Origin of the sequence: Qiania dongpingensis (assembly GCF_014337195.1) — a bacterium.
Lineage (GTDB): Bacteria > Bacillota > Clostridia > Lachnospirales > Lachnospiraceae > Lientehia > Lientehia dongpingensis.
In genome coordinates this window covers 260,433-276,334 of the sequence record NZ_CP060634.1, presented here as the reverse complement: position 1 = coordinate 276,334, position 15,902 = coordinate 260,433, and the positions used below count along the sequence as shown (strand labels likewise).

General features: G+C 49.4%; 13 protein-coding genes. All 13 read left to right on the top strand.

Annotation, left to right across the window (positions count from 1 at the left end; all coding sequences use genetic code 11):
• Positions 1–6 precede the first annotated feature (6 nt).
• The 13 genes from H9Q78_RS01270 (at position 7) to H9Q78_RS01210 (ending at position 15,902) form a co-directional block, all read left to right on the top strand.
• A complete protein-coding gene (locus H9Q78_RS01270) occupies positions 7–975 on the top strand; it encodes an SH3 domain-containing protein (RefSeq protein ID WP_249303111.1) in 969 nt (322 codons plus the stop codon).
• Between the two features lie 47 nt (positions 976–1,022).
• On the top strand, positions 1,023–3,656 hold the full coding sequence (gene mutS, locus H9Q78_RS01265) for a DNA mismatch repair protein MutS (protein ID WP_249304689.1): 2,634 nt from the start codon (positions 1,023–1,025) through the stop codon (positions 3,654–3,656).
• A 1-nt stretch (position 3,657) separates the two neighbouring features.
• Positions 3,658–5,517 (top strand): DNA mismatch repair endonuclease MutL, encoded by a 1,860-nt coding sequence (gene mutL / locus H9Q78_RS01260; protein WP_249303108.1) that lies wholly within the window; start codon positions 3,658–3,660, stop codon positions 5,515–5,517.
• Between the two features lie 12 nt (positions 5,518–5,529).
• The gene (gene miaA / locus H9Q78_RS01255; RefSeq protein WP_249303106.1) at positions 5,530–6,492 is read left to right on the top strand and encodes a tRNA (adenosine(37)-N6)-dimethylallyltransferase MiaA; all 963 of its coding nucleotides are present in this window, start codon (positions 5,530–5,532) and stop codon (positions 6,490–6,492) included.
• 22 nt (positions 6,493–6,514) lie between these two features.
• Positions 6,515–7,798: a methionine gamma-lyase family protein gene (locus H9Q78_RS01250; RefSeq protein WP_249303104.1), complete on the top strand. Its 1,284-nt coding sequence runs from the start codon at positions 6,515–6,517 to the stop codon at positions 7,796–7,798.
• A gap of 151 nt (positions 7,799–7,949) precedes the next feature.
• Positions 7,950–8,648: a RadC family protein gene (gene radC / locus H9Q78_RS01245; RefSeq protein WP_249303100.1), complete on the top strand. Its 699-nt coding sequence runs from the start codon at positions 7,950–7,952 to the stop codon at positions 8,646–8,648.
• A gap of 1 nt (position 8,649) precedes the next feature.
• Positions 8,650–9,510, top strand: coding sequence for a rod shape-determining protein MreC (gene mreC, locus H9Q78_RS01240; protein ID WP_249303098.1), 861 nt, complete (start codon positions 8,650–8,652; stop codon positions 9,508–9,510).
• Positions 9,507–10,031, top strand: coding sequence for a rod shape-determining protein MreD (gene mreD / locus H9Q78_RS01235; protein ID WP_249303097.1), 525 nt, complete (start codon positions 9,507–9,509; stop codon positions 10,029–10,031). Before mreC ends, mreD begins: the two co-directional genes overlap by 4 nt.
• Positions 10,024–12,927, top strand: a complete 2,904-nt coding sequence (locus tag H9Q78_RS01230; RefSeq protein WP_249303096.1) for a penicillin-binding transpeptidase domain-containing protein — start codon at positions 10,024–10,026, stop codon at positions 12,925–12,927. The genes mreD and H9Q78_RS01230 overlap by 8 nt, the downstream gene beginning before the upstream one ends.
• A 20-nt stretch (positions 12,928–12,947) precedes the next feature.
• Complete coding sequence (gene minC / locus H9Q78_RS01225) at positions 12,948–13,622, top strand: septum site-determining protein MinC (protein ID WP_249303095.1); 675 nt, start codon at positions 12,948–12,950, stop codon at positions 13,620–13,622.
• Positions 13,623–13,663: 41 nt separating this feature from the next.
• Positions 13,664–14,455 carry a septum site-determining protein MinD gene (minD, locus tag H9Q78_RS01220; RefSeq protein ID WP_249303093.1) on the top strand — a complete coding sequence of 264 codons (792 nt, stop codon included), beginning with the start codon at positions 13,664–13,666 and terminating at the stop codon, positions 14,453–14,455.
• Between the two features lie 12 nt (positions 14,456–14,467).
• The gene (gene minE, locus H9Q78_RS01215; protein ID WP_249303092.1) at positions 14,468–14,749 is read left to right on the top strand and encodes a cell division topological specificity factor MinE; all 282 of its coding nucleotides are present in this window, start codon (positions 14,468–14,470) and stop codon (positions 14,747–14,749) included.
• Positions 14,750–14,759: 10 nt separating this feature from the next.
• Positions 14,760–15,902 (top strand): FtsW/RodA/SpoVE family cell cycle protein, encoded by a 1,143-nt coding sequence (locus H9Q78_RS01210; protein WP_249303087.1) that lies wholly within the window; start codon positions 14,760–14,762, stop codon positions 15,900–15,902.

Here is a 15,902-nt window from a genome sequence, read left to right as displayed (position 1 = left end):
AGGGGTATGAAAAAGTGGATTTGTTTTTGTCTGAAAAAGGAAAAAAGAGTGTGGGAAGTCCTGCTGGCAGCCTTTGCCGTGGGTTTTTTCTGCTATGGAGCGTTGGCATCCTTTGGGACAAGCTGGCAGAATGAATTTAAAATACAGTTTGCGAAGGTAGCGCCGGCCGCGGGGAAAAGCGTTAAGGTCTTTGACCGGTCAGGGAGTTCACCGGAAGCTTCCGCGAAAGGGAATGGCTCTGTCCAGAAATTGTCTTATGAACGGATGAAGAGCGGGGACATCATGTATTCCGGTTATTTTGGCCTTCTGAATATCAGGAGCGCTCCCTCAAAGAGGGGAGAGCTGCTTGGCCAGATTGCTTACGGGGATGAAGTGCAGGCGTACTGGAAGGAAGATTCCGGCTATGTCAGGGTCTTATTTAAGAAAGCGCACTCCGATGAACTCATAGAAGGATACTGTACCAGGAAAGAGCTTTCCGATACAGAACCAAAGGACGCTCGTATTTATCTTGGCGTCGCTGATTTTAAGCAGTACGACGGACGGTGGGCAAACGTTTCACTGGGAGGCAGCTATGAGACGATTGCAACCGCCGGCTGTACCACCACCTGCCTGGCAATGGCTTATTCGTACCTGGAGGGCCATGTGACGACACCTGATATGATGGAAGAACGGCTGTTTTATAATGATGACGGCCTTTTGAGCTTTCCGAAAGCATATGTGAAGATCTCCGAAAAAGATTATCTTTCTGCAGCCCTTGAAAAGCTGCAGCAGAAGATTCCTGTACTGATCGGATGCAAACGGGATGACGGAAGTCCTCACTGGGTGCTGATCATGGGATACAGCGGGGACGGTGTGAACCTGAATACGGAAGATTTTCTGATTCATGACCCAGCCTCCGAGGAGAGACATACTCTGGCGGACTTTTTTGCGGAATTTCCAAATTTCAACAAGATCGCATATTATAACGGGACATGAAAGTCCACAGAATAGAGAGGTAAAACGTGGCAGCACAATTATCACCAATGATGCAGCATTATCTGGAAACTAAAAAACAGTATCCTGACTGTATCCTTTTTTACAGGCTGGGGGATTTTTATGAAATGTTTTTTGAAGATGCACAGACGGTTTCCAGAGAGCTTGAGATTACACTGACAGGAAAGGACTGCGGGCTGCCGGAACGGGCTCCCATGTGCGGAGTCCCTTATCATGCAGTAGATACGTACCTGAACCGGCTGGTTCAAAAAGGCTATAAGGTGGCCATTGCAGAACAAATGGAGGACCCCAGGCTTGCAAAGGGACTGGTCAAGCGGGAGGTCATCCGGGTCGTGACTCCCGGTACGATCTTGAGCAGCCAGGCTCTTGATGAGACCAGAAACAATTATCTGATGTGCATTGTCTATCTTGCAAAATCCTTTGGAATCGCCGTAAGCGATGTGACAACCGGTGAATTCCTGGTCACAGAAGTGCCTGCGATTCGTGCTCTTTTGGATGAGATCTATAAATACATGCCTTCGGAGATTATATGCAACGAAGCCTTTTATATGTCAGGAGTCGATCTGGAGGATATGAAGAACCGCATGAATTTTATTATCTCTCCTCTGGATAATCATTATTTTGATGAGGATATCTGTCAGGATACTCTAAAACGGCATTTTCATGTGGAACGCCTCGAAGGCCTTGGACTGGAGGATTATAAAATTGGTCTGATTGCTTCCGGAGCCGCACTTCTTTATCTTTTAGATACTCAGAAAAATTCATTGGGGCACATTACAAAGCTTTTGCCTTACCGGTCTGGAAAATATATGGTGATCGATACTTCCACCAGACGGAATCTGGAACTTTTGGAGACTCTGCGGGAGAAACAGAAAAGAGGCTCTCTTTTATGGGTGCTCGACAAGACCAGAACTGCCATGGGCGCCAGAATGCTCAGGAGCTTCATTGAGCAGCCTCTTATAGAAAAGGCGGAGATCACAAAACGCCAGGATGCAGTGGAAGAACTGAATGGGGAATATATCACCCGCGAGGAGCTGATCGAGTACCTGAATCCCATCTATGATCTGGAGCGGCTCATCGGAAGGATTTCCTATCAGACAGCCAATCCAAGAGATCTGATCGCATTTAAGAATTCCCTGCAGATGCTTCCCCATATTAAACATCTAATGGAACAGCTGACGGCGCCCCTTTCAAAGGATATCTGCGGACAACTGGATACGTTAGAAGATCTGGCGGAGCTGATCGGACGCGCGGTCGTGGAGGATCCTCCCATAGGTGTGCGGGAGGGCGGCATTATCCAGGAGGGCTTCAACGAAGAGGCCGACCGTCTGCGGAAAGCAAAGACGGAGGGCAAGAAGTGGCTTGCTGAGCTGGAGACAAAAGAGCGGGAAAGAACGGGGATCAAAACGCTCCGGGTCAAGTTCAACAAAGTATTCGGCTATTATCTTGAGGTGACGAATTCCTTCCTGTCCCAAGTGCCTGACGACTACGTCAGAAAGCAGACCCTCACCAACGCAGAACGCTTTACGACGGATGAACTGAAAAAACTGGAAGAAATCATCCTGGGAGCGGAAGACAAACTTTTCATCCTGGAATACGATTTGTTCTGTTCGCTGAGGAATACCATAGCAGAGCAGGTGGCCCGAATCCAAAAAGCGGCTCACAGCATTGCCTGGATCGATGTATTGACCTCACTTTCTGTGGTGTCCACCAGGAATGGTTACGTGAGGCCAAAAATCAATGAAAAGGGTCTGATCGATATAAAAAACGGCCGCCATCCTGTGGTGGAACAGATGCTTCGCGACGACCTCTTCATTGCCAACGACACGTATCTCGACAACGGGAATAATCAGATATCCATCATCACCGGGCCGAATATGGCCGGAAAATCCACTTATATGAGACAAACGGCGCTCATCTGTCTCATGGCGCAGATTGGAAGCTTTGTTCCGGCGGAAGCTGCCAATATCGGCATTTGTGACAGGATTTTTACGAGAGTAGGAGCCTCCGACGACCTGGCCAGCGGCCAAAGCACCTTCATGGTGGAGATGACTGAGGTGGCAAATATACTCCGGAATGCGACAAAAAACAGTCTTCTGATTTTGGATGAGATTGGCCGGGGGACCAGTACCTTTGACGGCCTGAGTATTGCCTGGGCTGTCATCGAATACATATCCAATACGAAGGTTTTGGGGGCGAAGACGCTGTTTGCCACCCATTACCATGAGCTTACAGAGCTGGAAGGCTCCATAAGCGGCGTGAATAATTATTGTATCGCAGTGAAAGAAATGGGAGACGATATCGTATTCCTCCGGAAGATTGTCAAAGGCGGTGCAGATAAAAGCTACGGAATTCAGGTGGCCAAGCTCGCCGGAGTGCCGGATCCGGTGATCATGAGGGCCAAAGAGCTGGTGGAAGAATTATCGGATGCCGATATCTCTGCCCGTTCCAGAGAAATCGCCGATGCCGGCCGGCAGGCGTCCCATAAGAAACCGGTCCCGAAGCTGGATGAGGTCGATTTAAAACAGATGAGCCTGTTTGATACGGTGAAGGATGACGATATCCTGAAAGAGCTGGAATCCCTGGAGCTTGTCACGATGACTCCGATCGATGCCCTGAATACCTTATACCGACTGCAGAACAATTTGAAGAACAGGTGGTAGTATGCCAAAGATCACAGTATTAGACCAGGATACAATCAATCAGATTGCCGCAGGCGAGGTCATAGACCGGCCGTCCTCCGTTGTTAAGGAACTGATGGAAAATGCCATTGACGCAGGCGCGACAGCCGTGACAGTGGAGATCAAGGACGGGGGAATTTCTTTTATCCGCATTACCGATAATGGATGCGGGATTGAAAAAGAACAGATTCCGACGGCATTTCTCCGTCACTCTACCAGCAAGATCCGCTCCGTGGAGGATCTGCTCACGGTATCTTCTCTGGGGTTTCGCGGAGAGGCTCTTTCAAGCATCGCTTCGGTATCCCAGGTGGAACTGATCACAAAGACGGCAGAGGCCCTGACCGGCTCCCGGTACCAGATCCACGGCGGAAAAGAAATTTTGCTGGAGGAGATCGGGGCGCCGGACGGCACTACGTTTCTGGTCCGAAACCTGTTTTATAATACGCCGGCCAGAAAAAAATTTTTAAAAACAGCTCAGACGGAGGGGGCCTATATCAGCAGCCTGATAGAACGCATGGCCCTGTCCAGGCCAGATGTATCCATCCGGTTCATCCAGAACAATCAAAGCCGGATCCACACTTCGGGAAATCACAATTTGAAGGATCTGATCTATATGATATATGGCAGAGAAATCGCCGGGAACCTTCTGCCAGTGGAAGCTGTAAAAGAAGCGGTGAAGATTTCCGGATTTCTGGGGAAGCCGCTTATCTCCCGGGGGAACAGGACCTACGAAAATTATTTCATCAACGGGCGTTATATCAAAAGCAATTTGATCAATAAAGCCATTGAAGACGGTTATCATTCTTATATGATGCAGCATAAGTACCCCTTCGTGGTTTTAAATCTGGAGATCGAACCGGAATTTCTGGATGTAAACGTCCATCCTTCCAAAATGGAGCTTAGATTCCGGAACCCGGAGGAAATCTATGATTCGGTCTGCAGGGCGGTACATGATACCCTGGCTGGAAAGGAACTGATCCGCAAAGTATCTCTGGATGCGGAGCCACAAAAGGACAGCCCCCAAATTTCTGCGAAAGAGAACGCAGATACCAAAAAGCACACTGTCCAGAGAGCGCCGGAGCCTTTTGAGGTAAGGCGCATGATAAAGGACCGGGAACCGCTCTGGAATCAGGAAAAAGTGCGGGAATCCGCAGCGTATGCGAAAATTCCGGTGAAACAGCCTGAATCAAAGACCGAACCTTCCGAACCGGAGGCTCCGAAGCAGTTGGAGCTGTTTGAGGAAAAGCTGCTGACGAAGGAGGCACGGGATGAATACCGCTTTATTGGACAGCTGTTTGATACCTATTGGCTGATTCAATACCGGGATGAATTTTTGATCATCGATCAGCACGCAGCCCATGAAAAAATCCTTTATGAACGGATGGTACGCCAGTTAGCGGAAAAGAAGGTCCTGGCTCAGATGGTCAATCCGCCGATCATACTCACGCTGAATCTGCGGGAGGAGGAGGTTTTAAAGAGCCATAAAGAAAGATTTCTGGCTCTCGGTTTTGAAATTGAGCCTTTTGGAGGCAGAGAATACGCTGTCTACAGCGTTCCCTCCAACCTCTACGGCATCGCCCAGACGGATATTTTGACGGAGCTTCTCGACAGTCTGGCGGAAGAGCTGGAGCAGGAGTCCGAGCAGGTGATCTTGGAGAAGCTGGCCTCCATGAGCTGCAAAGCCGCCGTAAAAGGCGGGGATTCTCTGTCTGTGAAGGAAGCAGAGGCCCTGATCGACGAACTCCTCACGCTAGAGAATCCTTATGCCTGCCCCCATGGACGGCCTACCGTCATTTCCATGAGCCGCAGGGAATTGGAAAAGAAATTTAAAAGAATCGTATAAAGGATCACAAAAATGAAAAAACCCTTATTGATATTGACCGGCCCCACGGCCGTCGGGAAGACAGCGCTTTCCATCCGGGCAGCCAAGGCCTTTGGAGGAGAGATAATCAGCGCGGATTCCATGCAGGTCTACCAATACATGGACATTGGGTCCGCGAAAGTTACAAAGGAAGAGATGGCGGGGATTCCCCACCATCTTATTGACGTCCTTTTGCCGGAAGAATCCTTTCATGTGGTAAAATTTCAAAGGATGGCCAAAGAAGCGATGAATGGGATTTATGAACGGGGACATCTGCCGATTCTCACCGGAGGAACCGGTTTTTACATTCAAGCCCTGTTATACGATATTGATTTTACAGAAAATGACGCGGATGCCGGGTACAGAGAAAAGCTGGAAAAACTGGCGGAGGAAAGGGGGGCGGGATATCTCCATCAGATGCTTAGGGAGAGGGATGCCCAGGCCGCAGAGGATATCCATGAGAATAATATAAAACGTGTGATCCGCGCTTTGGAATTTTTTGAGAAAACAGGGAAGCCTATTTCGGAGCATAACCAAGCTGAGCGGGAAAAGGAATCTCCCTATCAGTTTGCTTATGTGGTTCTGTTCCGGGACAGGACGGAACTTTATAAGCGGATTGACCGGCGCGTGGACAAGATGATGGAGGAGGGGCTTTTAGACGAAGTCCGGCAGTTGAAAAATATGGGATATACGAGGGATATGGTATCCATGCAGGGACTGGGCTATAAAGAACTTCTGGCATACCTGGATGGGGAAACGACTCTTTCCGAAGCCGTCCGGATACTGAAGCGGGATACCAGACATTTTGCGAAGAGACAGCTGACCTGGTTCAAGCGGGAGAGGCAGACAGACTGGATCTCCATGGACGACAGATCGGAGGAAGCGATTCTTTCAGAGATCGAAGCCATCATGAGAAAAAGAATGATCACGCCCGGACGGACAGATGGCCGGGCATGAGAAAGACAAAGGGAGACAGAATATGGAATCATTGGAGACGATGTATCAGAACATCGGTATAGATAAAAAGGTCCTGGAGCTTGGAACAGAGGTGGAAGCTTCTTTAAGGGACCGGTTCGAGAAAATAGACAGGACTGCTGAATATAACCAGCTTAAAGTGCTTCATGCCATGCAGAAGAACAGAGTGGCGGAAGCACATTTTTCTGGATCGACCGGATACGGATACAATGATCTGGGCCGGGAGACCCTGGAAGCGGTGTATGCAGATGTCTTCCATGCGGAAGCGGCATTGGTACGGCCGCAGATCACCTGCGGCACCCATGCGCTGAATGTTGCGCTGGCCGCGAATCTCCGGCCGGGAGACGAGCTCCTTTCTCCGGTGGGAAAGCCTTATGATACGCTGGAAGAAGTCATCGGCATACGGGAATCCAAGGGATCCCTGAAGGAATTTGGCATCACATACGCTCAGGCAGACCTGAAGCCCGACGGTTCCTTCGACTTTGAAGCGATCGAGGGGCGCTTGAATGACAGAACGAAGCTGGCCACCATCCAGCGGTCTAAAGGATATGCCTCCAGGCCCACCTTGTCTGTCTCACGGATCGGAGAATTGATTTCTTTTCTCAAGGAAAAAAAGCCGGATATCATCTGTATGGTGGATAACTGCTACGGGGAATTTTCAGAAGAAACAGAACCGACAGAAGTGGGGGCCGACATGTGCGTGGGTTCTCTTATCAAAAATCCGGGAGGCGGCCTGGCTCCCTGCGGCGGGTATATCGTGGGAAAGGAAGCTTGTATCGAACAGGCGGCATACCGGCTGAGTTCGCCGGGTCTTGGAAAGGAAGTGGGGGCCAGCCTTGGGCTGAACCAGACTCTTTTTCAGGGATTTTTCCTTGCGCCTACGGTGACTGCCGGCGCCATAAAAGGAGCCATATTTGCGGCTTCGGTGTATGAGAGACTGGGATTTCCCGTATATCCGTCTTCGGATACTGCCCGTCATGACATCATCCAGGCGGTTGATCTCGGATCTCCCGAGGCTTTGAAAGCTTTCTGCCTGGGGATTCAGGCGGCGGCTCCTGTGGATTCTTTCGTCACCCCGGAACCCTGGCCGATGCCGGGATACGATTCCGATGTCATCATGGCGGCCGGAGCGTTTATACAGGGCTCCTCCATCGAGCTATCTGCCGACGGGCCTCTAAAACCGCCCTATACGGTCTTTTTTCAGGGAGGGCTGACCTACTGTCACGCGAAGACCGGCATCCTTTTTTCCGTGCAGAAAATGCTTGATAAAAATGTGATATCTTTCTGAGGAATTCATTAAGATTCATATTTCTGGTGTACAGAGGATAAAAATTGTGCTAAACTGTTAGTTAGTAAAATATTGGTTTTACGGGGGGTTTTTGGTAAGACTCCGGTTTTTGACTGGCTTGTCATCCCATATGGAAAAAGGAGACGAGCCTATGGAAGAAAAGAAAAATACCATTCGGGAGCTGCCGGCTTCCGAACGTCCTTATGAAAAATGTATGGCCTTGGGACCGGCGGCACTGTCCGACGCAGAGCTTCTGGCAGTGATTCTCCGGACTGGTACGAGAGGGCAGGGAGCGCTGCAGACAGCCAGGCATGTGCTGTCTCTGAATCCTTCTGTGGACGGGCTTTTGGGACTTCATCATCTGAACGTCCGGGAGCTTCAGTCCATACCTGGTATCGGCAAAGTTAAGGCCATACAGCTTTCCTGTATCGGAGAGCTTGCAAAACGGATGAGCAGAAAAAGCATCGACAGGGAGAAGGCGTTTGTTTCTCCCGGAGCCGTTGCGGCATACTTCATGGAAGAAATGCGCCACAAGGAAAAAGAAGAGCTCCGGGTGGTGCTTTTGGATACAAAAAGCCGTTTTCTCCATGACCTGGTGATTTCTGTGGGCACGGTGAACAGCTCCCTGGTCTCGCCCAGGGAAATCTTTTTGGAAGCGTTAAAATACCAGGCGGTCAGTATCATTTTGCTGCATAACCATCCCAGCGGAGACCCTGACCCCAGCAAAGAGGATATCCTGGTAACCCGCAGGGTATATGAAGCAGGCAGGCTTCTGGGAATCACCCTGGCCGACCATATCATAATCGGGGACAATTGTTTTATCAGTTTAAAAGAACGAGGAATATTGTAGGATGAAGAACAAAAAGAAAGCTTCTTTGCCGGCCAGATACCTGTTGTTTTTTCTGATACTGTTTTGTATCGGGCTTCTGACCGTCAATTACTTTAAGCCGGGATTCTTAAGTCCGGTGACCAACGCAGTGAACTCTGTGCTTCTTCCCATGCAGAAGGGACTGAACCATCTGGGAACCGGCTTTGCGGATACCGCTTATGACTATCAGAGTCTGGAGGAGGCCAGGGCGGAGAATCAGCAGTTAAAGGAGGAGCTGGCTTCTCTTAAGGAGGATATCGGAAATTATCAGCAGGGGCAGACGGAGCTTAAGCAGCTAAAAGAGCTGTTTGAACTGAAGGGACAGTATACAGACTATGAGATGACAGGAGCCCGGGTGATACAAAAGGACGCGGGGAACTGGTACCATTCCTTTGTGATCGACAAGGGGACAGAGGACGGCATCCAGGTGGATATGAATGTGATCGCCGGCGGAGGCCTGGTAGGGATCGTCACAGAAGTGGGAAAAGATTTTGCCAAGGTCCGTTCCATCATAGATGACGACAGCAACGTAAGCGCCATGTCCTTGAATTCCGGCGATACTTGTATCGTTTCCGGAGATCTGAAGCTTTACAGTGAAGGGAAGCTCCGTCTCAGCTATATCGATAAGAATGACAATATCTGGGATGACGACAAGATCGTGACCTCCAATATCAGCGACAAATATCTGCCGAACATCCTGATCGGCTATGCCCAGGATATTCAGACGGACAGCAATAATGTGACCAAATCCGGATATCTCGTACCGGTGGTGGATTTTGACCATCTGCAGACGGTTCTGGTCATCAAGACCCTGAAAGTAACGGGCGAGGAGAAACAGTCATGAAAATCAAGCGGATCCTTGTGATGGCAGCCGTCATTTTTGCCGGTTTTTTCCTCCAATACGGAATTTTTGCAAATGTTCCGCTGATCGATACGGTTCCCAATATCCTTTTGATCATCACCGTGTCTTTTGGATTTATGAAGGGAAAGACCCAGGGAATGGTAATTGGGCTGTTCTGCGGCCTGCTTACGGATATTGTATCGATGAACGCGCTGGGGTTCCATATGATAATCTATATTATCATAGGCTATATAAACGGCGCATTCCATCAGTGGATGTATTCAGATTACATTGTGTTCCCGCTCATTGTCACCACATTCAGCAGCATCTTGTATAACCTGTATTTTTATGTTTTCCAGTTTCTTGTGAGGAACCGGCTGGATTTTATATACTATCTGACTCATGTGATCTTGCCGGAAGTAATCTATACGGTGGTCCTGACAGGTATCATCTATCAGCTGCTTTCTTTTATCAATTATAAACTGGAAATGACAGAACGAAGGAGTGCGACAAAATTTGTTTAGTGAAATTTGGGAAATTCTCGTAAGCGGCGTTAAAAGAGTAGTGAAATCCAGGCTGTTCGTGGTCAGCATTATTTTTATCGCCATGTTCACCAGTTTGGTGTTCCGTCTTTTCAAGCTGCAGATCGTGGAGGGGGCTGACTACCAGGAAAACTATGTCCAGAAGACGCTCAAGACTGTCAATGTTTCCGGAACAAGGGGGAATATTTATGACCGGAACGGAAACCTTCTGGCCTACAACAAGCTGGCCTATGCGGTCACCGTCGGCGATACGGGAGTTTATGCGAACGGATATCAGAGAAATGAAATGCTGCTCCGCCTCATCCCTATCCTGGAGAAGCATGGTGAGACCCTGATAACGTCTTTGTCCATTGCGCTGGACGAAAACGGTGTTCCGCAGTACACGACCAGCACAGAAGAAGAGAGGCGCCGGTTCCTTCGGGATGTATACGGCTTAAAAAGCACCGATGAACTGGATGACGAGAAGGGAAAACATCCTTCCAATATTTCCGCGGCCGATTTGTTTGAGACGCTTAAAAAACGGTATGGAATCGGGACGAATCAGGACAAGACCACTTACGAGATTGAAGACACCATGGCGCTCAAGCTCATGAATATCCGCTATGCGATGGCACTTAACGCATACCGCCGTTATGATGCCGTAACGGTGGCTTCGGATGTGAAACTGGAAACGGTGGCGGATATCAAAGAACATTCGGATGAACTGCAGGAGGTAAACGTGGAAGAAGAGACAATCCGCGTTTATAATGACAGCTATGCTTTCGCTCATATTCTCGGTTATACCGGAAAGGCGGATCAGGAAGAGCTGAAGGAGCTTCAGGGACAAAATGACAGCTATGAGCTGAATGATGTGGTGGGGAAATCCGGAATCGAGTCCGCTATGGAGCTCGATCTGACTGGGATCAAGGGAAGCCAGACCATGTACCTGGACAGCGAGGGGCGTATTCTGGAAGTGACCGATACGGTGGACCCGGAGGCCGGAAGCGATGTATATCTGACCATAGACCGGGATCTGCAGGTGGGCATTTATGCCCTGATCGAGCAGAGCCTGGCCGGTATCCTGGTAGCAAAGCTGACGGATGATGAATCCTATGTGATCACAGACGATACCGACACTTCCGATATAAAGATTCCTGTAAAGAACGCGTATTATCAGTTTATCAATAACAATATTCTGTCCATGAGCCATTTTGCTGCGGATGATGCCAGCGATCTGGAAAAGAGCATTCATGACCGTTTCGTGGACAGGAAAGCATCCGTGATCCCGGAGCTTTTATCCCAGCTGTCTTCGGCGGAGGCTCCCGCGTTTGATAAGTGTGAGAAATCCATGCAGGATTATCAGGATTACGTATTTGATTATATGAGGGACAATTCCTATTTCCTGGAAGGTTCCCTGAATTCAGAAGATGAGATTTATCTGGGCTGGGTCAATGAGACGGTCAGCTTCCATGATTTTCTGTATCATGCGGTGGAGAGCAATTGGATCGACACCACGAAGCTTTCCTCAGAGGAAAAATACACCAGCACGGATGATACCTTCCAATTTCTGGTGAATACGCTTGCAGCAGCCATGGACAGTGATGTCGGATTCCATAAGCTGATTTATAAATATTTGATAGAGGATGACGTTATCTCAGGAAGAGAGCTCTGTCTCTGCCTTTATGAACAGGGCGTTTTGGCACATGACGAGGCCGCCATTGCCAGTCTGTCAGAAGGAGGAAAGAAGGCGGCGTTTAATTTCCTGAAAGAAAAGATAGCCAATTTGGAGCTGACTCCGGCTCAGATGGCCCTCGACCCCTGCTCCGCCTCCTGTATCATAACCGATGTCAAAACAGGAGAGGTCAAGGCACTGGTCACTTATCCTGGATATGATATCAATAAATTTTCCGGTTCCATCGACGTTGCATATTATAACCAGCTTTACAACGATCTGAGCCAGCCCTTCCTGAATCGGGCTACGCAGGTGGAGACGGCGCCGGGTTCCATTTTTAAGGTACTGACCACGGCCATCGGCCTGGAGGAAGGCGTTATAACAGAGGCAGAGGAAATTGACGACACGGGCGTCTTTGAAAAACAAGGTCTGCATCTTCGGTGCTGGCAGGCCGGCGGCCATGGAAAGCTCAGCGTGATCGGAGCGATCGCCCAGTCCTGTAACTATTACTTTTCGGAGGTGGGCTTCCGTCTTTCCCAGTCCAATGGAAATTACGACGGGGACAAGGGCATTGCCACCATACAAAAGTATGCAAAAATGTTTGGCCTGGGTACGAAATCCGGTGTGGAGATCGCGGAAAGCGAGCCTCACATAACGGATCAGAACCCGATTCCTTCATCCATTGGACAAGGTACTCATACCTACGCGAACATCCATCTTTCCAGATATCTGACGGCAGTAGCCAGCAGCGGAAATCTGTATAAATACAGCCTGATCTCCAAAGTACAGAAGAATAATGGGGAAGTGACTCAAGAATATACGCCTCAGCTGGAAGGGCATGTGGAGCTGGCGCAGTCCACATGGGATGCGATGCACAACGGCATGGAGGCCGTGGTAGGCCCGGCCGGTACGTATTTTACCACGTTTGCAAATTCGCCCATTAAGACAGAAATCGGATTTGCAGGTAAATCCGGTACGGCCGAGCAGGCAAAACAGCGGGCCAATCATGGTACCTTTATCGGATATGCCCCGGCGCGGATCCAGGAAACGGATCCTTATGTGGAGCCGGAGGTGGCCGTTTCTGTTTCCATACCCAACGGCTACGGGGCCAGCAATGCGGCAGCCATCGCGGAAAAAGCTCTCCGACTGCAGTACGGTTATATCACTCTGCAGTCAATCTTAGAGGAAAACCACGCGGCGGATGCCAATGATTATATACCAGAATAAAAAACCGGTGAGGTGATAAGATGCGGCAGACAGTCATTATCAAAGGCAATAATTATGGCCTTTCCGTATTCCTGGATCCGGAAATCCCCATGGACAAGCTTCTTGAGGATATTACCGCAAAATTCCGGGATTCCGCGAAATTTTTCCGCGGAGCGAAAATGGCCGTTACCTTTGAAGGACGGACTCTTACACCAGAAGAAACGAATCAGATCGTAAATACCATTTGTGAAAATTCAGAGATAGATATCTCCTGTGTCATCGACACGGACAAAGCACGAGAAGCCTTCTTCCGGCGCACGCTGGAAGAAGAGGCGGAAGAAGAAGGCGACGGGAAGCCTGTCGGGAGCGGTCAATTCTATAAAGGGACGCTTCGTTCGGGACAAGTCCTGGAAGCAGAGGGGAACATTGTCATTTTAGGAGATGTGAACCCTGGGGCGAGGATCGTCGCCAAAGGAAATATTATTGTGCTGGGAACCCTGCGCGGTACGGCGATAGCCGGACTGGGCGGAAAGAAGCATGCCATTGTCGTGGCCCTGGAGATGGAACCAATTCAAATCCGGATAGGAGACGTGACAGCCCGCACCGGCGGTCATCACGTCTTTGAGGGCGGTGCGCAGATCGCGTACCTGGACTTCGGCAAGATCTACATAGAGCCTCTCTGCAAAGAGGTCATCGATGAGGTCAGCTTCCGTTAGGTATCTGACAGCAGGAATTTGAATCTTGGAGGAATGAGTTTATGAGTGAAGTCATTGTAATTACGTCCGGCAAGGGAGGAGTTGGAAAAACCACTACATCGGCCAACCTCGGTATCGGCCTTGCCATGCTGAACAAGAAAGTAGTTTTGATCGACACAGATATTGGTCTCAGGAACCTGGATGTGGTGATGGGGCTTGAGAACAGGATCGTTTATAACCTGGTGGATGTGGTGGAAGGAAGCTGCCGTATGAGCCAGGCGCTGATCAAGGATAAGAGGTATCCGAATCTGCAGCTTCTGCCCTCGGCACAGACAAGGGACAAGTCCAGTGTGTCACCGGAGCAGATGAAGAAAATGATCGATTCTTTGAGGGAAGAGTTTGACTATGTCCTTTTGGACTGTCCCGCCGGCATAGAGCAGGGCTTCAAAAATGCCATAGCCGGAGCCGACCGGGCGATTGTGGTCACCACGCCGGAGGTTTCCGCCATCCGGGACGCCGACCGTATCATCGGGCTTCTGGAGGCCAATGAAATCCGCCGCATCGATCTGATCGTGAACCGGATTCGGATGGATATGGTTCAGAGGGGGGATATGATGTCGATCGAAGATGTCATTGATATCCTGGCCGTCCATCTGATCGGCGCTGTCCCTGACGATGAACACATTGTGATCTCCAGCAATCAGGGCGAGCCGCTGACAGGATCGGACTGTATGGCGGGACAAGCCTATATGAATATCGCAAGACGTGTCACCGGTGAAGAAGTGCCAATGCTGGACCTGAATGTGAAAAACGGGTTCTTTTCCAGATTGGCCGGGCTTTTTAAGAAGAAATAAGGGGGACAAGTCATGGGATTGTTTGATTTTTTTTCGAAGAATAAATCGGGGAATGTGGCAAAGGACCGTCTGAAGCTTCTGCTGGTATCCGATAGGGCCAACTGTTCTCCTGAAATGATGGAGGCCATTAAAAATGACATCATCAAGGTGATTTCCAAATATATGGACGTAGATACCGATGCGCTGGACATCCAGATCACCCAGACGGAATCAGAAGGCGGCCACGGCGCTGTCCCGGCCCTCTTTGCAAATATTCCAATTAAAGATATAAAAAATGGGAATCCTAACAGATAAAGGATGAAATATGTTTAAGTTTAAAGAGTACCGTTTTCGTTATTTCAATATCAGACTCATATTATTTGTACTGTCCCTGGCAGTGATCGGCATATTGTTTGTGAAGAGTGCCACGATAAATTCCGGAACAGATACTTATAACAAACAGATTTTTGGCGTGGCTCTGGGAGTGGCATGCATGTTCTTAGTCTCCCTGATCGATTATCATTGGATCCTGCAGCTTTACTGGCCTATTTACGCAGTCAATATCGCGATGCTCCTAGCTACAAAGTTCATGGGACAGTCCGGCGGAGGAGCGCAGCGCTGGCTGAACCTGCCGGTAATCGGTCAGATACAGCCGTCTGAGTTTTCAAAGATTATGCTGATCTTGTTTTTCGCCATGTTTTTCTATAAGCACCGCGAAAAGATCAGTTCGGTGCGGATTGTGATCCTGTCACTTGTTTTGTTTGGGATTCCGGCGTATATGATATTTGACCAGCCGAATCTTTCCACGACCCTTGTGACGGTGGTCATATTTCTGGTCATGCTGTATGTGGCGAAAATAAGCTATAAATGGATTGGAGGCGTGTTTGCTGTGCTGGTGCCTGCCGGCATTTGGTTTGTCTACTACATCCAGCAGGAGGGGCAGAAGCTCCTGCAGCCGTATCAGGTGAACCGGATCATGTCGTGGATCAACCCGTCCAAATATCCGGCGGACAATACTCAGCAGCAGATGAATTCCATCATGGCCATCGGTTCTGGGCAGCTTCATGGAAAGGGACTGGCAAATACAACACTGGCTTCCGTGAAAAACGGAAATTTCCTGTCCGAAGAGGACACGGATTTTATTTTCGCCGTGATCGGGGAAGAGGCCGGTTTTGTGGGAAGTGTCATTATCATCAGCCTGCTGGCCCTTCTGACGGCAGAGTGCATCTATATGGCTGCAAGAGCGAGGGATATGACAGGAAGGCTTATCTGCAGCGGCATGGCGGCGCTGATTGCATTCCAATCCTTTGTGAACATCGGAGTGGCAACCGGGCTCCTTCCGAATACAGGACTGCCGCTGCCTTTTATCAGCGCCGGACTGAGCTCGCTTCTGAGCATTTTTATAGGTATGGGATTGGTTTTGAATGTCGGTCTTCAAAGAAAATATGATAATAGAGGAGGGTTTTAA